Origin of the sequence: Wolbachia endosymbiont (group A) of Conops quadrifasciatus (genome assembly GCF_964027015.1) — a bacterium.
Taxonomy (GTDB): Bacteria; Pseudomonadota; Alphaproteobacteria; order Rickettsiales; family Anaplasmataceae; genus Wolbachia.
In genome coordinates this window covers 788,897-814,144 of record NZ_OZ034722.1, presented here as the reverse complement: position 1 = coordinate 814,144, position 25,248 = coordinate 788,897, and the positions used below count along the sequence as shown (strand labels likewise).

General features: G+C 34.6%; 26 protein-coding genes, 1 tRNA gene and 1 pseudogene. 19 read left to right on the top strand and 9 right to left on the bottom strand.

The features are described 5' to 3' along the window. Positions 1-4 precede the first annotated feature (4 nt). Positions 5-424 carry a DedA family protein gene (locus AAGD69_RS04305; protein WP_341811764.1) on the top strand — a complete coding sequence of 140 codons (420 nt, stop codon included), beginning with the start codon at positions 5-7 and terminating at the stop codon, positions 422-424. 84 nt (positions 425-508) lie between these two features. Here the strand turns inward: AAGD69_RS04305 and AAGD69_RS04300 are convergent, their stop codons facing one another. After that, entirely contained in the window at positions 509-2,626 is a 2,118-nt protein-coding gene (locus AAGD69_RS04300; protein WP_341811763.1) for an ankyrin repeat domain-containing protein, read from the bottom strand. 136 nt (positions 2,627-2,762) lie between these two features. On the opposite strand from AAGD69_RS04300, the gene AAGD69_RS04295 reads away from it, so the two are divergent. From AAGD69_RS04295 to ruvC, 5 genes are all read left to right on the top strand, one after another. Further along, positions 2,763-3,575 (top strand): transposase family protein, encoded by an 813-nt coding sequence (locus tag AAGD69_RS04295; RefSeq protein WP_410529818.1) that lies wholly within the window; start codon positions 2,763-2,765, stop codon positions 3,573-3,575. Positions 3,576-3,652: 77 nt separating this feature from the next. Next, on the top strand, positions 3,653-3,805 hold the full coding sequence (locus AAGD69_RS04290) for a hypothetical protein (RefSeq protein ID WP_410529817.1): 153 nt from the start codon (positions 3,653-3,655) through the stop codon (positions 3,803-3,805). A gap of 163 nt (positions 3,806-3,968) precedes the next feature. Next, positions 3,969-4,628 (top strand): TenA family transcriptional regulator, encoded by a 660-nt coding sequence (locus AAGD69_RS04285; RefSeq protein ID WP_341811761.1) that lies wholly within the window; start codon positions 3,969-3,971, stop codon positions 4,626-4,628. Between the two features lie 47 nt (positions 4,629-4,675). Next, on the top strand, positions 4,676-5,503 hold the full coding sequence (locus AAGD69_RS04280) for a cytochrome c oxidase subunit 3 (protein WP_341811760.1): 828 nt from the start codon (positions 4,676-4,678) through the stop codon (positions 5,501-5,503). After that, positions 5,504-5,992 (top strand): crossover junction endodeoxyribonuclease RuvC, encoded by a 489-nt coding sequence (ruvC, locus tag AAGD69_RS04275; protein WP_341811759.1) that lies wholly within the window; start codon positions 5,504-5,506, stop codon positions 5,990-5,992. A gap of 44 nt (positions 5,993-6,036) precedes the next feature. Here ruvC and ruvX read toward each other — a convergent pair whose 3' ends face one another. Beyond that, positions 6,037-6,504, bottom strand: coding sequence for a Holliday junction resolvase RuvX (gene ruvX / locus AAGD69_RS04270; protein ID WP_253309368.1), 468 nt, complete (start codon positions 6,502-6,504; stop codon positions 6,037-6,039). A gap of 374 nt (positions 6,505-6,878) precedes the next feature. Here ruvX and gatB point away from each other — a divergent pair, with 374 nt between their 5' ends. From gatB to AAGD69_RS04255, 3 genes are all read left to right on the top strand, one after another. Continuing rightward, positions 6,879-8,303, top strand: coding sequence for an Asp-tRNA(Asn)/Glu-tRNA(Gln) amidotransferase subunit GatB (gatB, locus tag AAGD69_RS04265; protein ID WP_341811758.1), 1,425 nt, complete (start codon positions 6,879-6,881; stop codon positions 8,301-8,303). Between the two features lie 261 nt (positions 8,304-8,564). Next, positions 8,565-9,299 (top strand): hypothetical protein, encoded by a 735-nt coding sequence (locus tag AAGD69_RS04260; protein WP_341811757.1) that lies wholly within the window; start codon positions 8,565-8,567, stop codon positions 9,297-9,299. Between the two features lie 14 nt (positions 9,300-9,313). Then, entirely contained in the window at positions 9,314-9,679 is a 366-nt protein-coding gene (locus AAGD69_RS04255; RefSeq protein WP_341811756.1) for a hypothetical protein, read from the top strand. On the opposite strand, the gene AAGD69_RS04250 is transcribed toward AAGD69_RS04255, so the two are convergent. Then, the gene (locus AAGD69_RS04250; RefSeq protein WP_410529816.1) at positions 9,663-10,475 is read right to left on the bottom strand and encodes a transposase family protein; all 813 of its coding nucleotides are present in this window, start codon (positions 10,473-10,475) and stop codon (positions 9,663-9,665) included. The genes AAGD69_RS04255 and AAGD69_RS04250 overlap by 17 nt on opposite strands. A 209-nt stretch (positions 10,476-10,684) precedes the next feature. Between AAGD69_RS04250 and rplU the strand changes: the two genes are divergently transcribed. The 6 genes and pseudogenes from rplU (at position 10,685) to AAGD69_RS04220 (ending at position 14,888) form a co-directional block, all read left to right on the top strand. Then, positions 10,685-10,987, top strand: coding sequence for a 50S ribosomal protein L21 (rplU, locus tag AAGD69_RS04245; protein ID WP_096617066.1), 303 nt, complete (start codon positions 10,685-10,687; stop codon positions 10,985-10,987). A gap of 10 nt (positions 10,988-10,997) precedes the next feature. Further along, a complete protein-coding gene (rpmA, locus tag AAGD69_RS04240; protein ID WP_096617064.1) occupies positions 10,998-11,267 on the top strand; it encodes a 50S ribosomal protein L27 in 270 nt (89 codons plus the stop codon). Positions 11,268-11,276: 9 nt separating this feature from the next. Continuing rightward, a tRNA-Ile gene (locus AAGD69_RS04235) sits at positions 11,277-11,353 on the top strand. A gap of 64 nt (positions 11,354-11,417) precedes the next feature. Continuing rightward, positions 11,418-12,590 (top strand): methionine adenosyltransferase, encoded by a 1,173-nt coding sequence (gene metK, locus AAGD69_RS04230; protein WP_265016733.1) that lies wholly within the window; start codon positions 11,418-11,420, stop codon positions 12,588-12,590. Positions 12,591-12,715: 125 nt separating this feature from the next. Continuing rightward, on the top strand, positions 12,716-13,321 hold the full coding sequence (locus AAGD69_RS04225; RefSeq protein ID WP_341811754.1) for a TenA family transcriptional regulator: 606 nt from the start codon (positions 12,716-12,718) through the stop codon (positions 13,319-13,321). Positions 13,322-13,541: 220 nt separating this feature from the next. Beyond that, a pseudogene (locus tag AAGD69_RS04220) lies at positions 13,542-14,888 on the top strand (IS110 family transposase). A 148-nt stretch (positions 14,889-15,036) separates the two neighbouring features. Here AAGD69_RS04220 and AAGD69_RS04215 read toward each other — a convergent pair. After that, positions 15,037-15,849: a transposase family protein gene (locus tag AAGD69_RS04215; RefSeq protein WP_410529815.1), complete on the bottom strand. Its 813-nt coding sequence runs from the start codon at positions 15,847-15,849 to the stop codon at positions 15,037-15,039. 196 nt (positions 15,850-16,045) lie between these two features. On the opposite strand from AAGD69_RS04215, the gene AAGD69_RS04210 reads away from it, so the two are divergent. Together AAGD69_RS04210 and AAGD69_RS04205 are read left to right on the top strand one after the other, a co-directional pair. Continuing rightward, positions 16,046-16,339 (top strand): hypothetical protein, encoded by a 294-nt coding sequence (locus tag AAGD69_RS04210; protein WP_341811752.1) that lies wholly within the window; start codon positions 16,046-16,048, stop codon positions 16,337-16,339. A 78-nt stretch (positions 16,340-16,417) separates the two neighbouring features. Next, positions 16,418-19,063, top strand: a complete 2,646-nt coding sequence (locus AAGD69_RS04205) for a 2-oxoglutarate dehydrogenase E1 component (RefSeq protein WP_341811751.1) — start codon at positions 16,418-16,420, stop codon at positions 19,061-19,063. Here the strand turns inward: AAGD69_RS04205 and AAGD69_RS04200 are convergent. From AAGD69_RS04200 to purE, 5 genes are all read right to left on the bottom strand, one after another. After that, on the bottom strand, positions 19,056-19,655 hold the full coding sequence (locus tag AAGD69_RS04200; RefSeq protein ID WP_341811750.1) for a TIGR02217 family protein: 600 nt from the start codon (positions 19,653-19,655) through the stop codon (positions 19,056-19,058). The two genes, AAGD69_RS04205 and AAGD69_RS04200, sit on opposite strands and share 8 nt — an antisense overlap. 209 nt (positions 19,656-19,864) lie before the next feature. Next, entirely contained in the window at positions 19,865-20,614 is a 750-nt protein-coding gene (locus tag AAGD69_RS04195) for a hypothetical protein (RefSeq protein WP_341811749.1), read from the bottom strand. 43 nt (positions 20,615-20,657) lie between these two features. After that, complete coding sequence (locus AAGD69_RS04190) at positions 20,658-21,470, bottom strand: transposase family protein (protein ID WP_410529809.1); 813 nt, start codon at positions 21,468-21,470, stop codon at positions 20,658-20,660. A 182-nt stretch (positions 21,471-21,652) separates the two neighbouring features. Then, positions 21,653-23,512 carry a DNA mismatch repair endonuclease MutL gene (gene mutL / locus AAGD69_RS04185; RefSeq protein ID WP_341811748.1) on the bottom strand — a complete coding sequence of 620 codons (1,860 nt, stop codon included), beginning with the start codon at positions 23,510-23,512 and terminating at the stop codon, positions 21,653-21,655. Between the two features lie 7 nt (positions 23,513-23,519). Continuing rightward, positions 23,520-24,011, bottom strand: coding sequence for a 5-(carboxyamino)imidazole ribonucleotide mutase (gene purE, locus AAGD69_RS04180; protein WP_341811747.1), 492 nt, complete (start codon positions 24,009-24,011; stop codon positions 23,520-23,522). Between the two features lie 435 nt (positions 24,012-24,446). Between purE and AAGD69_RS04175 the strand changes: the two genes are divergently transcribed. Together AAGD69_RS04175 and rpoZ are read left to right on the top strand one after the other, a co-directional pair. After that, entirely contained in the window at positions 24,447-24,743 is a 297-nt protein-coding gene (locus tag AAGD69_RS04175) for a helix-turn-helix domain-containing protein (RefSeq protein ID WP_253310011.1), read from the top strand. 60 nt (positions 24,744-24,803) lie between these two features. Further along, positions 24,804-25,220, top strand: coding sequence for a DNA-directed RNA polymerase subunit omega (gene rpoZ / locus AAGD69_RS04170; protein WP_253307286.1), 417 nt, complete (start codon positions 24,804-24,806; stop codon positions 25,218-25,220). Positions 25,221-25,248: the final 28 nt, after the last annotated feature.

The following is a 25,248-nucleotide window of genomic DNA, read 5'->3' as shown; positions in this document are numbered from 1 at the left end:
TTATATGGAAGATTACTTTCTGCTGTTTAAAGACAGCCTATTATCATCGTTAATCTTGCCTATACACCAAGGCTTTATGTTTGAAGCTATGCTGTACTTTAGATCACATCACAATCTACTACTGATGTTGTTTTTTGGAGTACTAGGATCAAGCCTTGGTGGAACAGTTAATTGGTACTTAGGTAGAATAACAATCTCTATACGAAAATCATACCACAAATTAGAAAACGAATATACAATGCCAAAAGTTACAAAAAATTTGCTAATTTTTGCAACTTTATTACTTTCGTGGGTGCCAGCACTTGGAAGTGTGATTCAAATTTTATCAGGTTATTTCAAGTTAAACCTTTATATCCTTGCCCCTTTAAACATTCTATCTAATTTCTTCTATTTGTTATATCTAATACTTACTTTTGGCGTATAACAGCTATAGTACTACAGCTATTCAAGCCCACTTCTGTCATCCTACGGCCTGACAGAAGCGGAGCTATAAATTAAATGCAAAATTTCAGTAGTCATAGGATGCACCATGAGCTAAAAGCAATTCCACAAGCTCCTGGTGATTATTATTAGCAGCATAATGCAATGCTGTTCTTCCTTCATTATTTTTGGTGTTAATGTCTGCGTTGTGTTTTAGTAGCACCTTAGCTATATCAACATTTCCCGTCATAGCAGCTAAGCACAATGTAGTGCCTCCATACCTGCTTTTAGCATTAACCTCAGCACCTTTACCAACGAGACACTTTACCGCATCCAACACTCCGCTACATACGGCTAGGTGCAACGGAGTGTCATTAGACCAACTTTTAGCATTAATCTCAGCACTTTTATTAATTAAATATCTCACTATATCCAACTGGCCGTTATAAGCAGCCCAATGTAACAAAGTCCAGTCATATCTGTTTTTAGCATTAACATCAGCACCCTTGCCAACGAAGTATTTTATCACATTTAATTTCCCATTCTGGACGGCTTTATGTAACGGAATATTGCCATCTCCATCCTCAGTATTAAGGTCAGCACCTTTACTAATAAGGTACCTCATTATCTCCAATCTTCCATTTTCAGCAGCAATATGTAACATAGCTCTACCATTTTTGTCTTTAACATTAATGTTAGCACCTTTGCTGACTAGGTACTTTACTATATCAAAATTTTCATGCCCAATAGCCAAGTATAACGGAGTCCAACCATATAAATCTTCAGTATCAACATTAGCACCCTTATCCACACAGCATTTTACTATGTCCAACTCTCCATTCCGAGCAGCCCAGTATAACGGTGTTCGGTAAAAATAGTCCCTAGCATCAATATCAGCACCTTTATCGACTAGGTGCTCTACTACCTCAAAACTTCCACATAAAGCAGCTATGTGTAAAGGAGTACCGTTAAAAAATATTCCTTTACACATAGTACTAATGTTAGCACCCTTGTTGATGAGATATTTTACCATGTTCAATCCTCCACTTTTGGCAGCCAAATGCAATGGGGTCCTATCATACTTGTCTTGAGCATTAATGACTTCATAAAGCTCATCTGGATGTTTATCTTCCATATGTATTAAAATGCACTTAACTGCCCCACAACTACCATTCTCAGCAAGCGAATGTAATGGTGTATATTTTTGTCTATCATAACCTGAGTTAAAGTAAAAATCATCAATCACCCTACTGTGCTTACTTGCATGTTCCCAAATAGATGCAACATGAATAAAATTATCTATTGCTAAATCACTGCCGTTTATCAATTCCAGAACTTTTCTTAAGGTATCTTCTTCTCTGCCTTTCTCTTGTAATTTTAATCTTGTTACTTCCTGTACTAGCCTGTGGATATTTACTACTCCTTCCCTTAATTTAATCATTGAATATCGATTAAGTAACTCAACAGCATTCCAAAGCTTTTCCTTATCATCTGTTATTAATTTTGAAAAAATTTCTTTGATGCGTATATTGTCAGGAGCAAGATAGGCCATTATTTCAAGAATGCTTAATGCTTCAAAGCCATATTCCTTGCATATATATGTCATCGTAATGTTCCAAGTTGTTAAAATTGTTTTAGTATAACGATCTTCATTTTCATAAACTCCTTTCTTAAGCAATTCACCTGCATTTTGTTGATACTCTTTTAAGTAATCACTTATTTTAAATCTCTTATCACCCCTTAATCTTGATTCCTCATTTCGATCTTGAATATATACAACTGCTTGTCCTAAAGCTAATGGAAAATATTGTAATTCTCTTGTTAGCTCTTCTATTTCCCTATCCTGTAAATTGTTCTCTATGTTCAAAGCTTTTCTAACAAATTCTAAAACTTCTACTTCACCAAACTCATCTAATTGTATTACTTTTATATCACCTTCTCCTCTCACATTCCACTTACAGTCACGAGAAGTAATTAAAACATAAGGTTTTTTATGCCTAGGATGTAAAGATGAAGGTAAAAACCTTTTAATACCTTTATATTCCTCAGCATTATCAAAAATGAACAGGCTTCTCCTTCCCCTTCTTGCAAAAAAAGCATATATTTCTTCAACAATAGCTTCTATCGTTTTGTCCCTTCCGTGCTTATCTTTGGGAGGAATGCCTAATCTATCATCCCCAGCTAACCTCAAGAAAGAATTTTTCATATCTTCAAAGTTTTCAGCGTTTATCCATATAACATAAGACCTGCTGCAAAAGGTGATTGAAAAAATAATGTGAGAGAAGTAGAAGAAGAATAAGCAGATTGAGTAAGGTAAAAAAATGAGCTTTAGTTACTATAACATGAAGAAACACCCAAGAAACTTTCGTAATATAACAGGTTTAACTATAGAGGAGTTCGAAAAGGTAGTGGAAAAAGTGAGGTCTGGGTGGGAAAGAGTTGAAAAACAGAAAAAGTGCCATGGTAGAAGATCACAACTACCAACTCTAGAAGATAAGTTATTTTGCATAATTTTGTACTATCGCACTTACATAACACATAGATTTTTAGGGTGCCTGTTCAATGTTCACAACGCAAATGTATGTAGGTTACTGAAGAAAATAGAGCCATTACTTGCCAAAAAAGTTACTATAACAAAAGATAGAAGTATGACACCAGAAAAAATACTGAAGATTCTGGCTGATATTACAGAACAGCAAATACAGAGACCAGAAGATAGTAAAAAACGGAAGAAATCATATTCAGGAAAAAAAAGAACCAACACTATGAAAACTGAGATTGTTATCGAAGAAGGTGGAAGAATTTTATCAGTGTCAAATTCATATCGTGGTAGAATTAATGATTTTCGCATAAGGAAACAAGAAAAATATTTACCAATCGATAGCATAAAATATGCCGATTCTGGATATCAAGGTTGGCAAAAATTGCAAAGCAATGTTATAATTCCATATAAAAAGTATCGTAAAAAGCCATTAACTCCAGAGCAGAAAGAGCATAATAGAAGATTAGCATCATTTAGAATGAGAGTAGAAAATAAGATCCGTGAGATAAAGATATTTAAGATTATGTCTCATGTTTACCGCAATTTTCAGAAAAAATACAACCTGAGGTTCAATATTATTGCTGGTATTGTGAATCTTAAGCACGCCTTTTAGTTAATCTTGATTTTAGTCACCCTCCTTTCCTTCTTTTTATTGCTTGATTCGCAGCAGGTCTATGCATCTTTTACCAAATGTTGAAATATGGACAAGAGTATGTGGAAAAAGGAATGAGCTATTACGAAACACGTTACAAAGAGAGAGTTGTAAAAAATTTAATCAAAAAAGCACAGGAATTTGGCTACATATTAGTTCAACAAGAAGAGCTAATTAAGGGAGTTTCTTAGGAGAGAATCTAGTAATAAGGAGAAGAAAAAGATGCTCGAGTTTTTCGTAACGGATTAGAACTTGAGGTAATATTCTGGGATGAGATGTATTACTCTAATATATCTAGCAAAGAATATTAGCAGCGGATTATTTACGTTGACTTGATCTTTATCGGTAACTACAGTGTTCAGTGGCATAATTAGGAGCTGTTACGGGTCAAATCTTTTAAAGGATATAATTGAGCATCCTTTTAATGTTAAGTTGGCGAATAACACCCTAAATATAGAGAACTTCAAATTCTATGCTCAACAAAAGACGTTGCCCTTAGGTGATTATATTCGTACCACCTTAATTACTTCATCCAGAATGGAAGATTATAGTAGTATTATCTCGTTTACTGAAGTAGCCCAAAGAGCAGTGACTGTTAATAGAGTGCTATATGACTACTACTTTACTATGTACAGTATAAGTCGTGGAAAGAAATCTCTTGAGTGTTTTAATTTCACTAATTTTCTTTTATCCATCTCGTATAGTAATACCTATGAGGCTATGACGGTTTTGTATTCTTGCATGTTTATATACAAGACTGTCGTTGATAACATGAAAAATAGATTCAAGAAAAATAATAGATATAGGGATTGGTTTTATTTTTGTTACAGTGATTCAGTAAAGTCTGGATGCATTATTTTGGAAAATATTATTGATGGATATTGCAGCAGAGCAAGAGAAAATGAAAAGAGCAAAATGCTTGAGTTGTTTAGAATAACTGCACAATTTGTGTTAGATTTTTTGAATGGTGCATATAATTTTTCAAGATTCAATCAATTTCCTAAGGAACATTGACAATTTTAAGCTAATTTGTATCATTAGTAAGTATTTTTTAAAATGCTATGAAAAGTAAAGAACATGATTTTCATTTAGTGGACCCAAGTCCTTGGCCAATTGCTATATCAGCAGCAATTCTTATTCTTGCACTTGGATTAGTTGGCGCGCTTCATAAACAAATTTTCGGAATGTTTGGTTTAGTTTTAGGCATCTTCGCGGTATCAGGGGTGCTGTTCTACTGGTGGAGAGATGTAATAAGGGAGGCAATTTATGATAAATGTCATACTGCCATTGTAAAACATGGACTCAAATTTGCAATGTACTTATTTATTCTCTCGGAGGTCGTATTTTTTATAGTGTTCTTTTGTTCATTCTTTAAAGCCTGGCTTGATCCAGTTTTTTTATTTGAGGCGTTTTCTCCTGCAAAAAAAGTTGAATGGCCTCCTGAGGGAATTTTGCCACCTGATCCGTGGTCACTACCATTCATGAATACATTAATATTATTGCTTTCTGGTACAACAATTACTTGGGCAAATCACTCTTTACTTGAAAATGATAAAAAGAGCATGATTAAAATGCTGTCCATAACTATATTGCTTGGGGGTTTTTTTATAATAGTGCAAGCAATAGAGTATCATGAAGCGAGTTTTTCTCTACAAGAAACAGGAGAAAAGCTTATTTATACATCCAATTTTTATATGATTACCGGTTTTCACTGCGCACACGTTATAATAGGAATAATATTTTTATCAGTGTGTTTATTTAGAGCGCGGAAAGGCCAGTTTACACCTCAGGACCATTTGTGCTTTGAGTTTGCCTCCTGGTATTGGCACTTTGTAGATGTAGTCTGGATGTTTTTATTTTTGTTTGTCTATTGGTTAAGCGTTTATTAAGTGGTTAAAATAATAGGTCTAGATCCAGGGATAAGCAAGACTGGTTGGGCCATTATCAGCCTGAACGAGAAAAATAATATTGAATTTTTGGGCGGCGGTACCATATCAACTGATGGTAAATTGGGTACAGGTGAACGCTTACATATAATTTTTGAAAAATTAAAGAAAGTAATATTTCAATATTCTCCGAATGAAGCTGCAGTAGAAAAAATTTTTGTTAATAAAAATCCTAAATCTTCACTAACTTTAGGATATGCAAGAGGGGTTGTAATTTTAGCGTTAAAAATAACAAAGCTAACTATGAATGAATATGATGCAAACTATATAAAAAAAAGCATTACCGGAAATGGCCATGCTGATAAGGATCAGATTATATTTATGGTGAAGCAAATAGTTAAAAATTTGAGTATAAAATGTCACCATGCTGCTGATGCTCTTGCTGTAGCAATTTGTCATGCTTATACGAAAGGTTCTTGTTTTGTTGAGTAACTTTTATATGAGATTCAGTTTGAAGATTTCCAGATCTGAAAAAACTATTTGATTGTATTTATCTTGTCTAACGTTCGTTGCAAAATAATACATGCGGAGATTTTATCATCTATTTTTTTCGATTTTGTGATTGATATTCCAGTGATTTTTAGTGTATGAGTTGCGATAGATGTTGAGAAGCTTTCGTCTTGTAAGTATATATGTACTTTATATTTTTTTATTATTTTATTTGCGAATTGGATTATGGTTTTACACCATTTAGTTTCTTGCTCGTCCATTTTTAATGGTAGTCCTATTACCATTGATCCAGCTTCATTTTCTTTGAATATTCTATGCAGATAACCTAAATCTTTGCTCATATTTTTCCTATAATATACACTATGAGCTGTGGCTATAAGCTGTGTTTTATCGCTAAATGCTATGCCTATTTGCTTTTCTCCCATGTCAAGGCACATTATGCGCTTATCTTTTGGAATAGACTTTAGAAACTCATCTGGATTTCTATGTAGCATCTATTAGACTTCCTTTAAAGTGACCTTACCCAGAAAAAGTAGAGAGAAAGTCAAGAAAATTTTTTACAAAAAGAATAATGAATCAAATTGCTCAGGAATGCAATAATTAATAGCAGAATGTCTACGCTGTTTAATACACAGCTTCTAATTAAAACTCAACTGTATATTCTCTTCTTTTTGTCATTACTACTCCTTTTGAAAAAACATTTTTATTATAAAAAAACGCCTTTTCTTTCTCTTCACTTTTTCTGGGTAAGGTCATATTTTAATTACTATAGGTTAAAAAGTTAAGACAAAAAATAAAAATGTGGGTTTTGTTTTGACTTTTTGTGTTAATTTTGCAGAATATTAAGATTATCATTTAAATAAAATACATGACGAAAGAGGATTGGGAAGCGGTAATTGGGCTTGAGGTGCACGCTCAAGTTTCTTCTAATACGAAGCTATTTTCTAGCTCATCAACGGAGTTTGGTGCTGAGCATAACACTCAAGTTTCTCTAGTTGATGCGGCAATGCCAGGTACGCTGCCAATACTAAATTATTACTGCATAGAGCAAGCAATACGCACCGGTCTTGCACTTTCTGCAGAAATTAATAAGTGTTCTTACTTTGATCGGAAAAATTATTTTTATCCTGATTTACCGCAAGGTTATCAGATAACCCAGTTTTTTGAGCCAATAGTTAAAAATGGTAGAGTATTTATCAACGACAATGAAAAGGAAATAAGAATTGCGAGAATTCATTTAGAGCAAGACGCAGGAAAGAGCGTTCATGAGGAAAGCAAAACTTATGTGGATTTAAATCGTGCAGGAGTTGCTTTAATGGAAATTGTTTCAGAACCAGATCTCCGTTCATCTGCAGAAGCTGCAGAATGCATAAAAAAATTGAGGCAGATTTTGCGTTACACTGGTTCGTGTGATGGTGATATGGAAAAGGGATCACTTCGTTGTGATGCAAATGTTTCTGTCCGCCTAAAAGGCAGTAATACATTTGGCACTCGTTGTGAAATAAAAAATCTGAACTCGATACGTTATATTGTGCAAGCTATAGACTATGAAATACAAAGACAAATTGAAATTTTAGAAAGTGGAGAAGAAATAAGTCAAGATACCTTATTATTTGATGTCGCTTTGGGAAAAACAAAAGTGATGAGAAGCAAAGAGGATGCAAGCGACTATAGATACTTCCCTGAGCCTGATTTATTACCTGTTGAGGTAAGCCAGGAGAAAATTGATTTAATTCAATCATCTTTGCCCGAGTTGCCAGATCAAAAAAAGCTGCGATACATTGAGGAATTAGGTATCAATGAATACGATGCAAACGTCATTACTTCCGATAAGGCGATTGCTGATTACTTTGAGGAATTGATAAAAAAACATGATTCAAAGCTCGCAGTCACCTGGTTAACTGTAGAGCTTTTCGGTCGTTTAAATAAAGCAAATATTGATATTGTGAGCTCTCCAATCAAAGCAAATGCTTTGTCAGAACTCTTAGATTTTATCGTTGATGGAACAATCTCTGCTAAACTTGGCAAACAAGTATTCGATAGTATGTTTGAAACTGGCAAACCTGCATCTCTCATCATAGAAGAGCAGGACCTAAAGCAAATAACCGATAAAGGTCAAATATCCGAAGTTATCGACACAATCATTAATAGCAACCAAGATAAAGTTCAAGAATACAAAAGCGGTAAAACAAGATTATACGGATTCTTTGTCGGCGAAGTCATGAAATCCACTAAGGGAAAAGCCAGCCCTGATGTTGTGAATTCAATTTTGAGTGAAAGATTAAGTAATTAGTCACATTTTTTTATTTACATAACAGCACATCTCGTAGATATTCCAAGGTCTTTGTTACGATATCTGTATATCATGACATATAACTTTTTTACCATTTGTTGGTACTATTTTTAAAATTACGTGAGGCTGAGGATGTCTGAAACTTATCCTGCTTGGGGAAGAAAGCGGTCTCTTTATGGTGATATCTATCAACTAAAGTAGGTAATGCTGCTTCTCAAATGTGCAGTAGATAGAGGATATTCTTTCCGTTTGGCCACAGAAATGGAATCAGCTGCGGGTTTTGATGATATTGTTTTTAAGGATGAGCAAAATAAAAAAATACGTAAGTTTATACAAATCAAACATAAGCAAAATGAATGCGAAAAAATCGGTGTAGGCAAATTGCTTTCAAAAGATAAAAGTGGTGAATTTAGCTTGGCAAAATATTTTGTTCCCTACCTAAAGATTAAAAATAATCAAGATTTTGCAGATGGTGACCTAGAGGACTTTATTATCTGTACTAATATCGGTTTCGATCTAGCTCAAAGTACAACACAAAATACAATAAAAAAGTTGAAAGTAAAAACTTCGGGACCAAACAAGGGAATAGAAATTGCAGTTGAAGTAATAAGCACTAGTGATATTTTTTTTAAATACGGCGGTACGAGATACAAGTTCTCTTGTACTCACGATAACATGATTTCAATAGTGCAACCGGCATTTAAGAGTGCTGTAAAAGAAGCAATAGAAGAATTGGAAAAGGAGATAAAAGAACTTCAAGGTAAATCAGATCAAAACTCAAAAAGAAAATTGGAAAGAAATCAGGTATGGCAACGTGAGTTTGAGCGAATGACAAATGAAGGCAGGTTAGAAGAGAATATAAGGGAATTTTTTGATAAATTAGTATTTGCAGTAAATCAACCTAACGAGATAAAACTAGCGGAAATCATTGAGAATGAGTTAGGCAAAGAATTTAATAATATCGAAAAAAGAACGTTTATGGTCGCTTTCTGGTAGAAGTTCTGGATTGGATGAAAGCAAGAGAGGGAAAGTTTCTATCACATGAAGAAATAAATGAGTTTTCTGAAAAAATAAGAGAGGAAATTTTAGGAGCGATTTGGTTTGGCATAATAGAGCCAGTGGCATCTTTTACTGGTAGAAGTAGTGAATTAAAAGCCTTACATGACGCACTACAAAGGAGCACGGGTAGGCAAGAGGTGATATCGCAGGTTGCTACTATTAGTGGTCTTGGAGGAGTGGGAAAAAGTGAGTTAGCTAGGAAATATGCTTACAAGTATAGAAAGTATTATGGTGGCAATAGACCTGCTGAGAATCAAGCAATAAAAAGAAGGAAAGGAGGGCGACTAAAATCAAGGTTAACTAAAAGGCGTGCTTAAGATTCACAATACCAGCAATAATATTGAACCTCAGGTTGTATTTTTTCTGAAAATTGCGGTAAACATGAGACATAATCTTAAATATCTTTATCTCACGGATCTTATTTTCTACTCTCATTCTAAATGATGCTAATCTTCTATTATGCTCTTTCTGCTCTGGAGTTAATGGCTTTTTACGATACTTTTTATATGGAATTATAACATTGCTTTGCAATTTTTGCCAACCTTGATATCCAGAATCGGCATATTTTATGCTATCGATTGGTAAATATTTTTCTTGTTTCCTTATGCGAAAATCATTAATTCTACCACGATATGAATTTGACACTGATAAAATTCTTCCACCTTCTTCGATAACAATCTCAGTTTTCATAGTGTTGGTTCTTTTTTTTCCTGAATATGATTTCTTCCGTTTTTTACTATCTTCTGGTCTCTGTATTTGCTGTTCTGTAACATCAGCCAGAATCTTCAGTATTTTTTCTGGTGTCATACTTCTATCTTTTGTTATAGTAACTTTTTTGGCAAGTAATGGCTCTATTTTCTTCAGTAACCTAAATACATTTGCGTTGTGAACATTGAACAGGCACCCTAAAAATCTATGTGTTATGTAAGTGCGATAGTACAAAATTATGCAAAATAACTTATCTTCTAGAGTTGGTAGTTGTGATCTTCTACCATGGCACTTTTTCTGTTTTTCAAGTCTTTCCCACCCAGACCTCACTTTTTCCACTACCTTTTCGAACTCCTCTATAGTTAAACCTGTTATATTACGAAAGTTTCTTGGGTGTTTCTTCATGTTATAGTAACTAAAGCTCATTTTTTTACCTTACTCAATCTGCTTATTCTTCTTCTACTTCTCTCACATTATTTTTTCAATCACCTTTTGCAGCAGGTCTATAGAAGTATTTAAGTAGCTCAGAAGGAGCATTAAGTCATGTTTTTTATATTGACAGCATATATGACATCGTTTACGATTAAAGTTAATAACAATAATTTATATTTATCATGTTTGCAGTAATTGAGACTGGTGGAAAACAATATTTAGTAAAAGAAGGCAGTATAATAAAAGTAGAGAAGTTAGAAGTTGAAGAAAAAAAAGAGGTAGAAATCAATAAGGTGATTTGTATTTCAAATAATGGCTTATCTTATTCATCTAATGCTACTGTTAAAGCTGAAGTATTGGAGCAGTGTAGAGGAGAAAAAATTATAATCTTTAAGAAGAAAAGAAGAAAAAATTACCGTAGAAAGACTGGTCATAGGCAGTATATAACTGTTCTTCGTATCAATGAAATTAATCTTCAAAAGTAAGAGGTAAGATATGGCAACTAAAAAATCAGGTGGTAGTTCCTGTAATGGTAGAGATTCAGCAGGTCGTAGGTTAGGAATAAAGAAGAATGGGAAGGTTATTCCTGGTAACATAATTGTGCGCCAAAGAGGCACAAAATTCCATCCTGGGAAGAATGTTGGTATAGGTAAAGATCATACGATTTTTGCCAAAGTAGAAGGCTGGGTCAGCTTTAGAAGGTCAGCAAATAAAAAGACTTTTATTGATATCTTGCCTACAGATAATATGAAAGCTTCAGCTTGAATAAATCAGGGGTCTGTAGCTCAGGTGGTTAGAGCGCACGCCTGATAAGCGTGAGGTCGGAGGTTCAACTCTTCCCAGGCCCACCATTTAGTAATTACTAACTATGTTTTTTATAGCGGTTTTGGTATTGTATAAGCAGAAACCTAAAGCATGAGTTTATATAAAAATTTAGTAACCAGTGAGTCAGTGGCGGCTGGTCATCCAGATAAAGTAGCAGATCAAATTTCAGATGCAATACTTGATGAATACCTTTTCACTGATCCTTTTGCGCGAGCTGCAATAGAGACTTTAGTCACCAAAGATAACGTTATTATAGCTGGGGAAGTATTCGGACCTAACATCAAAAATAGCAGGATTGAAAGTATTGTACGGAATACAATAAAAGATATTGGTTATGAGCATGATGGTTTCCACTGGAGAAAAGTGAAGGTAAATATACTGCTGCATGAGCAATCAAATGACATTGCAATAGGGTTGGATCAAGGTGCTGGGGATCAGGGCATAATGTATGGCTATGCAACAACAGAGACAGAAAACCTTATGCCAGCACCCATTTTTTATGCACACTCAATTCTGAAAAATATCATGAGCGCAGTTAAAGAAGCAAAGCTTGGTCCGGATGCAAAATCACAAATCACTTTGGCATATGAGAATAACCTCCCGGTACGTGCTGAAAGTATTATTGTCTCAATACAGCACCCTGAGGATTTGGATCAATCAAAAGTAAAAGAAATAATTTATCCTTACATAGTTTCATCTTTACCTAAAGGGTGGATATGTCCTGAGGAAAATCTCTTAGTAAATCCAACTGGTAGATTTGTTATTGGTGGACCGGTTAGTGATTGTGGATTAACCGGACGAAAAATTATGGTTGATACCTATGGAGGTTATATTCCACACGGTGGAGGGGCATTTTCCGGAAAAGATGCAACCAAAGTTGATAGATCTGCAGCTTATATGGCAAGATACCTTGCTAAAAATATTGTCTTTGCAGGGTTAGCTGAACGTTGTCTTGTGCAGCTTTCTTATGCAATTGGTGTATCAAAACCTACTTCATTCTATATTGATACATTTGGTACGAATGCGGTGGAGGAAAGAGTAATTAAAGAGTTTATCGAGAATAGTATAGATTTATCAACAAAAGGCATAATCAAGCATTTATCGCTTAATCGCCCTATATATAAACGTACAGCCTGTTATGGACATTTTGGTAAAGAGTCAGAAAATGACGGTGGATTTTCTTGGGAAAGCATGAACTTGTCTGCTGATCTTTGTAGAGAATTCAATATAGAAGGTAATAGTAAAATTTCTTTAGATTGCTAAAATTTTTGATTTACAGCCTCATATTTATATACTAGCTTATTGTTGAAGTATAATTGCTTTTTCATAATAATTATACCATATTAGTGATAATTATTATATTCAGTTTTTATTGTGAGGCTCATAAAATGTATAACGTAATAGAAGAAGAATTCTGTAGCATAGCTATAAAAGAATCATCTGATCTTATTGATAGAATAGAAGAACATCCTTTTTATGTTGAATTGATGAATGGCAAATTAAGTTATAAGAAGTTCAAGTTCTACGTTCAACAGACTTTTTTATGCTTAGTGGATTGCACTCGTGCTTTTTTAATTATTGCAGCTAGAGCTAATGATATTGAAATAATGGATAAATTAACCTTTATAGCTCGTAAAATATTCAGTATGCGAAGTCTATGTGAGGAGCAGTTTACAGAATGTAACTCATCTGATAATCACAAAAGATCGAAATCTAGTTCTGCCTTTATTGATTTCTTCATGCGTGCTGCATACCATAATTCAGTAGCTGAAGGCTTAGCAGCTTCTTATCCATGTTTTGGTATGTGTCAGATCACCTTTCAACATACGGTAAAAGATAGCATTCCTTCAAGCAATAAGTATAAAAAATGGATTAATCTCTATAATACTAATATAGTGGATAACACAGCTGATGCTATAACTGAGATTGTGAATAAGCTGTATAGCACCGAACAGAAGAAATCTGTCAAACCAGGAAGAAACTCCTCAATTTAAGTTTTTAGTAGTTTTTAAGTATAGTTGTATAGGAAGCGCCTCTGAAGTTATAACCGAAATTTTCACTGGTGCCATAAGTACCCGTCGTTTAGCATGGTTTTGGGAGGAACGGTCAAATCATTGATGGAGTTTTTTAGGCTACCTCGGTTAGGAGATTGTATTATCTAACCGTTCCAAGCTGAAGCGTTTCCCTATTACAAATTATAATAAGGGAGTTACTATGAAAAAAGCAAAAAGTAAATTAGAGATCATGAATCCTGATGCAGCAGGAATAGATGTTGGTTCAGCTGTACATTATGTATGTGTACCAGAAGGAAGTGATGAACAGCGTATACAAAAATTTAGCTGCTTTACAGAGGATCTCCATAACATAGCAAAATGGCTGAAGAAATGTAAAGTTACTACAGTAGCCATGGAGTCAACAGGAGTATACTGGATTACTTTGTTCCAAGTACTTGAATCATATGGACTTGAAGTAAAGCTTGCAAATGCAAGACATGTAAAAAATGTACCTGGAAGAAAGTCAGATGTTCAGGATTGTCAATGGCTTCAACAACTACATAGTTATGGGTTAATCCAAGGATCATTTAGGCCAGATGATCAAATGTGTGTATTGCGTGGTTATGTTCGGCAACGTAAAAACTTAATTGAAAACGCTGCTAAACATATTAATCGCATGCAAAAGGTGTTAGTACAAATGAATATTCATTTACATAAAGTGACAAGCGATATTACTGGCGTCACAGGAATGCAAATTATTAAAGCAATAGTAGAAGGTGAAAGGAATCCTAAAAAACTAGCTGAATTCAGAAGTGTGAATATGAAGAATGATAAGGCTACTATAGCAAAAGCATTAACAGGCGATTATAGAGAAGAACATTTATTTGTATTAAAGCAAGAATATGAAGCATATAATTTTTTTCAAGAAAAAATAATTGAATGTGATAAAAGTATAGAGAACTATTACAAAGCATTAGAGACGAAGTCCGATGAGAGTAAAGAGTTAGGTAAGGAAAAAAATAAGTCTAGAAGAGGCAGACCAAATTTCACCCTGCGTGAGGAATTGTATCGTGTAACTGGTATAGATTTCACTAAAATTCCTGGATTTGATGTACTAACTGTACAAACCATTATTGCGGAAGTTGGCATTAATCATAATAAATGGCGATCAGAAAGGCATTTTACCTCATGGTTAGGGCTTAGCCCTGCTAATAAGATTACAGGAGAAAAAGTATTTTGAACAAAAACTCGTAAAGTTATTAATCGTGCTACGAATGCCTTGCGAATGGCTGCTTATGCTGTGGGAAATAGTAAAAGTGCATTGGGTGCATATTGTAGGAGATTAAAAAAACGGCTAGGAGCAATAAAAGCAATTACTTCTACAGCAAGAAAATTAGCATGCATCTTTTACCAAATGTTGAAATATGGACAAGAGTATGTGGAAAAAGGAATGAGCTATTACGAAACACGTTACAAAGAGAGAGTTGTAAAAAATTTAATCAAAAAAGCACAGGAATTTGGCTACATATTAGTTCAACAAGAAGCGCTAGTTAAGGGAGTTTCTTAGGAGTAAATTTCTTAAATATTTATAACTAAACGACAACCGTCATCCCTGTAAAGGTCAAGTATCCCGCTACGTGTTAGCGGGATCTATAGACCTGCTGAGAATCAAGCAATAAAAAGAAGGAAAGGAGGGTGACTAAAATCAAGATTAACTAAAAGGCGTGCTTAAGATTCACAATACCAGCAATAATATTGAACCTCAGGTTGTATTTTTTCTGAAAATTGCGGTAAACATGAGACATAATCTTAAATATCTTTATCTCACGGATCTTATTTTCTACTCTCATTCTAAATGATGCTAATCTTCTATTATGCTCTTTCTGCTCTGGAGTTAATGGCTTTTTACGATACTTTTTATATGGAATTATAACATTGCTTTGCAATTTTTGCCAACCTTGATATCCAGAATCGGCATATTTTATGCTATCGATTGGTAAATATTTTTCTTGTTTCCTTATGCGAAAATCATTAATTCTACCACGATATGAATTTGACACTGATAAAATTCTTCCACCTTCTTCGATAACAATCTCAGTTTTCATAGTGTTGGTTCTTTTTTTTCCTGAATATGATTTCTTCCGTTTTTTACTATCTTCTGGTCTCTGTATTTGCTGTTCTGTAATATCAGCCAGAATCTTCAGTATTTTTTCTGGTGTCATACTTCTATCTTTTGTTATAGTAACTTTTTTGGCAAGTAATGGCTCTATTTTCTTCAGTAACCTACATACATTTGCGTTGTGAACATTGAACAGGCACCCTAAAAATCTATGTGTTATGTAAGTGCGATAGTACAAAATTACGCAAAATAACTTATCTTTTAGAGTTGGTAGTTGTGATCTTCTACCATGGCACTTTTTCTGTTTTTCAAGTCTTTCCCACCCAGACCTCACTTTTTCCACTACCTTTTCGAACTCCTCTATAGTTAAACCTGTTATATTACGAAAGTTTCTTGGGTGTTTCTTCATGTTATAGTAACTAAAGCTCATTTTTTTACCTTACTCAATCTGCTTATTCTTCTTCTACTTCTCTCACATTATTTTTTCAATCACCTTTTGCAGCAGGTCTATAGAACGCACTCCATATTTTACTAATAATGGTATAATAAATTGCATTAAGACACTTGTTTTGCCATACGGTAGCGATGATAAAGTTAAAAGGTTGATGGCTGAGTATGGTGGAGTTGATAAACGTTATCTCATTAGCCAAGCAGGACTTGCTTGTTGTTGCTTGATAGTAGCTTCTGCTACTTTGTTTAGCATAGCATCTCCTTGGTGCTATGTACCAACAGCAGTGTTTGCACTTGCTGCATGTTTTTTCATTAAAAATGCTGTATATGCTGCATTTTTCGCAAAAACAAAAGAACCTTCTCCTGATTTTGATGAAGTTAATGCTGAACAAGTAACAAATAGCCAAGGACAAGGTGCTGCTGGTAGCTCTCGGAACGTCTCAGCTTAACTTATAAAGGTCAAAAAAAGTTCTTTTTTAAAAAACTTAAGTTATACTTATAAGTATTTGATACTTTTTATAGTGATTATGTCGAGTTTAAGCTGCCTTTATGGTGATAATGCAGAATTTGTGGAAGAAATGTATAGCCGTTATCTGCAGGGCGATAAATCAATCGGGGAAGATTGGTATAGAATTTTTTCAAGCAATTTAGAAATTAACAAAGCGAAGCCCTGCAATGCAACTAAGGTGGATGATTCAGTTTCTAGTTTGGCAAATTTTTTCAGGTCTTACGGTCATTTTTTTGCGGATCTTAATCCGTTATCACCCCATGTGAATAAGGAAGTAGATTATCAGAAATATTCGAATCTCTCTCCTACGGGTGACACTAGAATCTACAGAGATATTTACTGCAAGAATATCGGTTTTGAATTTATGCATATCTCCTCTTATGAGGAGAGAATATGGCTGCAGGAAAAGGTCGAAAATCAAACCTATACGCTGAGTTTACAAGATAAAAAGGAAATCCTGAGGCACTTGATCGAATCTGAGATGTTCGAGCAATTTCTCCATATGAAATTTCCTGGATATAAACGTTTTTCTATCGAAGGTGGGGAATCAGCTATCGTTGCAATTGAAAAAATCATTAGTGATTCTGCAGCTTTTAGTATTGAAGAAATAGTCCTTGGCATGGCTCACCGCGGACGGCTCAATGTTCTAACCAAAGTTATGGGCAAAGAATATGCAGCAATGCTATCTGAATTTCAAGGCAATCTCGCACACCCAAGTGGTCTTGAGGTGTCCGGTGATGTCAAATATCATCTTGGTTACTCTTCTGATCGAGCACTTGCTGGTGGTAAAAAAATACACTTAAGTTTATGTCCTAACCCATCTCACCTTGAGGCGGTAAATCCGGTTTTGGCTGGAAGAATAAGAGCAAAACAGAATATAAGGTCTGTGCTTGGCATATCAATTCATGGTGATGCGGCTTTCATCGGTCAAGGTCTCGTTGCCGAGACCTTGAGCCTAAGCAACATTGAAGGTTATAAAGTGGGTGGTATTGTGCACATTATTATAAACAATCAAGTTGGTTTTACTGCTAACCCATGCTGCGCACGATCCTCTTTTTATTGCACTGACATAGCAAAATCAATAGAAGCTCCGGTTTTCCATGTGAATGGAGATAACCCGGAAGCTGTGAGTTTTGCTGCAAGTCTGGCGATGGAATATAGGCAGAAATTCAAAAAGGACGTAGTGATTGATATAATATGCTACCGCAAATACGGCCATAATGAAGGCGATGAACCGAATTTCACTCAGCCACTTATGTATAAGCTGATATCAAAACATAAAACTCCTGGAACATTGTATGAAGAAAAATTGACTGCAGAGAAAGTATTAAGTGGTGATGAGGTAAATAAATTGCGCAGTGAGTTCAGGGCAAAATTAGATAAAAGTCTTGCTGAATCAGTGACTTACACTCCAAAAAAAGCTGACTGGTTCGGTGGAGTATGGTCAAAATTAAGAAGAGCAAAGCTGAACGATTTGAGCGAATACTACACGGATTCTGGTGTTCCGCCAGATGAGTTGAAAAAATTGGGTGTGCATATAAATAGCAATATTCCAAGTAGCTTTAACATTAACAATAAGGTTAGAAAAATACTCGATGGAAGAATAGACAGCATAAATTCTGGTAGCAATATAGACTGGGCAACTGCCGAAAGTCTTGCATTTGCGTCACTGCTTACAGAAGGAATAGGAGTGCGTTTATCAGGACAAGATTCTGGTCGTGGGACTTTCTCGCACCGTCATTCAAGGCTTGTTGATCAGGCAACAGAAGAAGCGTTTATTCCGCTAAACAATATAAATGAAAAGCAAGCTCACTTTGAGGTCATAGATAGCGCTTTATCAGAGTATGCTGTAATGGGCTTTGAATATGGATATAGTCTTGATTCTCCGTATTCACTGGTGCTCTGGGAAGGACAATTTGGTGATTTTGCAAATGGTGCACAAATTATGATCGACCAGTTTATCGCATCTGCAGAAACAAAGTGGTTGCGATCAAGCGGTCTAGTTCTATTGTTGCCCCACGGTTATGAAGGGCAAGGACCTGAGCATAGCTCCGCACGCATAGAGAGATTTTTGCAACTCTGCGCAGAGGATAATATGCAGGTAGTTAATTGTTCCACTCCGGCAAATTACTTCCATATCTTACGCAGACAAATGCATAGAGACTTTCGTAAGCCTTTAGTAGTGTTTACACCTAAATCACTATTGCGTCATAAAAGAGCAGTTTCTAACCTATCTGACTTTGAAGGAAAATTCCTCACGGTAATTCCAGAATGTAGAACAGGTTTAGTTTCAAATAATGAAATACGTAAAGTTGTAATATGCAGTGGTAAAGTTTATTACGATATAATTGAAATGCTTGAAACACAAAAAATAAACGATATAGCAGTGATACGTTTAGAACAATTCTATCCGTTTCCGGCCGATAAATTAAGCAGCGAACTTGAAAAGTACAAGAACGCTGAAATTATATGGTGTCAAGAAGAACCAAAAAATATGGGGGGATGGTTTTTTGTCAACCCATTGATAGACGAGGTGTTATCTGACCTCAATATTCAAGCAAAAAGACCTAAGTGTATCGCAAGACCTGCTGCTGCATCTCCTGCATGTGGTTATGCTAGTGTTCACACTCAGCAACAGGAGGAAATTTTAAAGCAGCTTAATTAAACTTCACCTCTACTAGTGGAATGTTATTCCAGCTATTGCTTCCATAGTCATCAATAGAAGCGTTTAAGTAATCTGTATCAAAGCGCACGGGCACATCAAATTCGAAGCTCGCAGTGATTATCGCATCTTTTACTGGTGGCTTCATAAATGTTATTTCTCCCGTTGAATAATTTACTGAATATTCACTCTCTTCTTTACCATTTAAATAAATCTTTACTGTCCCATGTACTGGCTTTTTGATCATGTGTATATGCTTATCTTCCCCATTTACATAAGTTTTGATTAGCTGAAAAGTCGTTTTTTTGTTATCTCCTATACCAATCTTTTGATTAATGGCTATAAAATCTGACCAATCCTTAAAACGAAACCCTATTGCTTTACCTTTTCGTGCATGAAAAAATGTTATTAGTTCTGTTAGCTGCTCGTTTGATCTGATCCCGTAAGCTATGTTGTATCTAGTGCGTGCATGAGACCAATTGATGTTGCGCTGTTCACAACCGTTATGAGTTGTTACAACGTCAGTGGAAAATTCCGGTCCTCCAGTGGAACCATAAGATATATTTTCTGGAAATCTAATTTCTGTGAATGACATATGTCCTCCTATGAAAGTAAAATTGAGGTGGTGTAGAAAAAACAGGAAAGATCTTAAATTTTTAAGGTTGCTTTATTAATAAGACCGTGCATTTTTAATCCTATTTCTTCTAGAAAAGTAAGGGTACTATTTTCTTCTAACTCACTTTTCAGTTCGTTAATGTTCTTATGACTCTGCGTTAATTGATATACACAAACACATGCAGCGACTCAAGCAATTCCAGCAAGACATGCAAAAGGAATTGCTTGAGTAATGATAGCAGCTATAGCAGATGCTGTGAATACTATAGCAGCTATCACAGCAACTATGCCATAAACAGCTTCTTTCTTGTAATTATTAATTAATTTTTTTTGTATTTCTTTTTGTTGTGTTTTTTGTTCTTGCTGATGAGAGGAAGGGATTTCTTTATCTGTGTGAATTTGTAAAACCGGCGCACTAGTGTTGGTATTAATTATTTCTTGTTGTACTTTTTGCTCTGATTGATTAGAAGTAGGAACTCTTTTATCTGTGCCAAGAATTTCTTCACTAGAGACTTGTTGACTTTCTTTTTGTTCTTGTTGATCAGAAAGAGAAACTCTTTTATCTGTGCTAAGAATTTCTTCACTAGAGACTGGTTGATTTCTTCTCATATCTTCAGAAATTTTACTAAAGACTTGTTGACTTTCTTCTGTATTTTTAAAAGCTTTACTGTGTATTTCTTCTACCGTTGCTTCATGATTTTGTGAAATTTGTGAATTGCTTTTATCAATACTTCTATCAGTTCTTTCTTTTAGTGGTTTCTGATCTGGTTGATCAGAGGGAGGAACTTCTTTACTTGCGCCAAGAATTTCTTCACTAGAGACTGGTTGACTTTCTGTTATATCAGAAGGTATTCCGCTAAGAAGTGGCACAAAATGCCTCATGTAATTCACTACTCCTACAGTTTTTTTGCTATTATCTATAGATCTGCTGAGAATCAAGCAATAAAAAGAAGGAAAGGAGGGTGACTAAAATCAAGGTTAACTAAAAGGCGTGCTTAAGATTCACAATACCAGCAATAATATTGAACCTCAGGTCGTATTTTTTCTGAAAATTGCGGTAAATATGAGACATAATCTTAAATATCTTTATCTCACGGATCTTATTTTCTACTCTCATTCTAAATGATGCTAATCTTCTATTATGCTCTTTCTGCTCTGGAGTTAATGGCTTTTTACGATACTTTTTATATGGAATTATAACATTGCTTTGCAATTTTTGCCAACCTTGATATCCAGAATCGGCATATTTTATGCTATCGATTGGTAAATATTTTTCTTGTTTCCTTATGCGAAAATCATTAATTCTACCACGATATGAATTTGACACTGATAAAATTCTTCCACCTTCTTCGATAACAATCTCAGTTTTCATAGTGTTGGTTCTTTTTTTTCCTGAATATGATTTCTTCCGTTTTTTACTATCTTCTGGTCTCTGTATTTGCTGTTCTGTAACATCAGCCAGAATCTTCAGTATTTTTTCTGGTGTCATACTTCTATCTTTTGTTATAGTAACTTTTTTGGCAAGTAATGGCTCTATTTTCTTCAGTAACCTAAATACATTTGCGTTGTGAACATTGAACAGGCACCCTAAAAATCTATGTGTTATGTAAGTGCGATAGTACAAAATTACGCAAAATAACTTATCTTCTAGAGTTGGTAGTTGTGATCTTCTACCATGGCACTTTTTCTGTTTTTCAAGTCTTTCCCACCCAGACCTCACTTTTTCCACTACCTTTTCGAACTCCTCTATAGTTAAACCTGTTATATTACGAAAGTTTCTTGGGTGTTTCTTCATGTTATAGTAACTAAAGCTCATTTTTTTACCTTACTCAATCTGCTTATTCTTCTTCTACTTCTCTCACATTATTTTTTCAATCACCTTTTGCAGCAGGTCTAAGGAAGTTTTTTTGTTTAATCCGTTTCTATGAGCTACTTGGATGACGAGGAAAGAGCACTTACATATTTATGGCAACCTCATTACCTGCGCTCAAACAGTTTTTCAATATCACTCAATTTCATTTCTATATAAGTTGGTCTTCCGTGGTTGCATTGCCCGGAATATGGAGTTTTTTCCATTTGTCTTAACAACTCATTCATCTCCTCTAACCTCATTTTCCTGCCTGCTCTAATTGATCCATGACAAGCGATAGTAGCCAATATCTTGTTCACTTTGTCTTCTACTGGCAATGTATCTTCTATTTCCGTTAATCTACCCACTATATTAATTAGCATCTCTTTCACATCTATTGCTCCCAAAATTGCAGGGATTTCTTTTACTATCACTTTATTCTCTGATTTGGTTTCAATATCAAAACCCATTTCAAATAACTTATCTTTATAGATTTCAATCATCTCCATTCCAGCTTGATTTTTGATTTCAACCGTTTCAGGAAGAAGTAGTTTTTGTCTTTTTATACTTGATTTTTGTTTTAGGCATTCATATACTAATCTCTCGTGGGCTGCATGCTGATCAACTATAATCAATTTGTCTCTTACCTCGGCAATAATGTAAGTATTATAGACCTGACAGCGTGCAAACCCGAGCGGGTGGCTCTCTATCAAATCAACTTGCTCTAACACCTTTTTTTCTAGAACCATAATTTCCGCTTGTGATGGGGATTTCTGTATGCCGGTATAATCAAACGATTTTGACTGTTCTGATAAGCCTTTTGCTTTTTCATTTGGAGAAGCAAATTCTTTTATTAGTTGATTTTCAAAAGGACTTGGCCTTCTTTCATAAAATTCATTTTGAACATCAGATTTATCAAAAGAATCTGATAATGAACTTTTCAAAAAACCCTCTATTGTATTAGTAGTTTTCTGGTCACTAGCTGAAATGACATCAAAGGTGCCTATCCTTCTTGACAACGCTTTGATTAATCCTCTTGTCACTATCTCATATATGAGCTTCTTATTCTGAAACCTTACTTCTGACTTATTTGGATGCACATTTACATCTACTTGATCATAAGGTATCTCTAAATGTAACGCTGCAAAAGGATACCTATCGCTTGGAATAAAATCATGATATGCATACCTAACCGCACCAATAAGTAAATTATCTTTAATTGGCCTTCCATTAATAAATGTATAGATCTGAGTTGACTTACCACGATTGACGGTTGGCTTACAGATGTGTCCCGTAAGTTTGATGCCGTCTTCTTCTTCATTGACCTCCAAAGAATTGCCCTGAAATTCTTCTTCTACTTCACACAATCTATGAAATAACGAAGTCTGCTTAGCGTATTTTAAGAGCTTTTTATTACCTGAAGTGAGAGTAAACCCTATATGATAGTTAATCATTGCTAGGTTGTTTACAATATCAACAATGCTTTGAGTTTCTGCTCTTTCGGTTTTTAGAAATTTTAGTCTATTTGGGGTAGCGAAAAACAAATCTCGCACTTCAATATGTGTCCCTTGTGATAAAGAGTAAGGAGTTAGCTCCCCCATCTTTTCTCCACCCTCATAACTTATAGACCATGCTTCACTTGCTCCGCTTGCTTTAGACGATAATTTTATCCTACTTACTGCTGCTATTGAAGGCAGAGCTTCTCCTCTAAAGCCAAGATGCTTGATTTCTATCAACTCACTATCGCTCAATTTTGAAGTAGCATGGCGCATAAACGCAAGTTCTAAATCGTTTTTTTCTACTCCGTTACCATCATCTGTCACAATAATAAGGTTACGCCCACCACTTTCTATTTTGATCTCTATTTCTAAACTTCCAGCATCTATTGCATTTTCCACTAATTCCTTTACTACACTTGCTGGCCTTTCTATCACCTCCCCCGCTGCTATACGGTTTATGGTTTTTGTGTCTAAAAGAATTATTGCCATAGATTTATTATGAAACTGGTTTTTCTTTTACTTCTTTGGTCTGTCTCTCTCTCCACTTTTTTAACCTACCTGCAATTTCACTGTTTGAAATTGACAATATAGATACGGCGGTAATGGCAGCATTATATGCTCCATTTTCTCCTATAGACATGGTTGCAACTGGAACACCCTTTGGCATTTGAACTATAGAGAGTAGACTGTCCAGCCCATTTAATTGTTTACTATGCACAGGAACGCCGATAACTGGTAAACAAGTTAATGACGCAACCATACCAGGTAAATGAGCTGCACCTCCTGCAGCAGCTATAATAACCTTAAAACCTTCTTCTTGTGCAGATTTAGCAAAATTGAAGAGCCTTTCTGGTGTTCTATGTGCAGATATTATGAATATGTCATGTGAAACTTCTAATGCTTTTAGCATATCGACGGTATGGACCATAGTGGTGTAATCTGACTCACTTCCCATAATAACAGCAACATCTTTTTTTATTTTTGTCATATTCAACACAATTTTACTTACTAACTAAATAGTGTTCCAGCTAAAAAGCAACAAATATTTAAGTTATATTATAAATATAATATATAGAATTCTCGTTAAAATAGAAATTTTAAAAATTTAAATAAATATCTATGTTAAGATATAGAGATATAAACTTCTTATGTAAGATAAATTTATAAAATAATTATTTTTGTATTTCAAGCTTTGTAATTTTAGCTTGTTCTTTCTGTAAATGATTTTTTCAGATAGGCTGATGGTAAAATGGTAATTTAAAATTACTAGAAATTTGATTGAAATATTAATATACAATCAACTTAAAGTTTTAAATTTGATATCATATAATTATTGACAAGTTATATGATATTAATATCTTGGTACATTAAATATTATGTTATAATGTTTAATAAAGTTAATTGATATGTGAGTGTAAGAATTATGGAAATAATATCGTTAAATAACTTAGACAGTGCGGCAATAAAAACAAAGTTGCTTTATATAATAAATAAAATTATAGAAAAAAATGCTTGGACTCAGGCTTTTGCAGCTGAGAAACTTGGTATTGATCAGCCAAAGGTATCACAAATTAAAAATGGTAAAATAGATGGTTTTTCTTTAGAGCGATTGTTAGGATTTCTAAAAAAACTTGATCATGAAATAACAATCACGATGACAGAAAGCCAAGAAATAAAATCTGAGGCAGAAAAAGTAAAACATGAAGTTGAATCGCAATAGATACAAAGTTGACAACTTGTTTTTTGTGATATAGTATAAAACTTATTAAGGTAGTATCTTATGGCTGAGTCTATTGTAGAAAAGTGTACAGAACAGGTAAGTAACCGTTTCAAATTGGTTCTATTGGCAAGTCAAAGAACACATGATTTAAATACAGGAGCAAGTAATCCAGTTCAAACAGTTCAGTTTAAAGACCATAAAAACACCATAGTTTCCTTATATGAAATAGCAGAAAAACAGGTGGATACTCATGAGCTATTTAACCTTTTGGTAGGTAGATGCAAGGAGTACATGAAAGGAAATATGAATAATGTTTACAGCAGTAATACAAGTAAGCTAGCGAATTTATTAAATTTTTCTGATGGTCAATTTAACACAGATCTTGATGCAAGTCAAGAAAGCCAAGATTATGAAGTGGATGGTGAAATAGATGATGAAATAAATGATCAAGATGGCGATGAAGAAGTATCCGTTTAGAAATCTACTGAAGTTACATAGTCTTTAA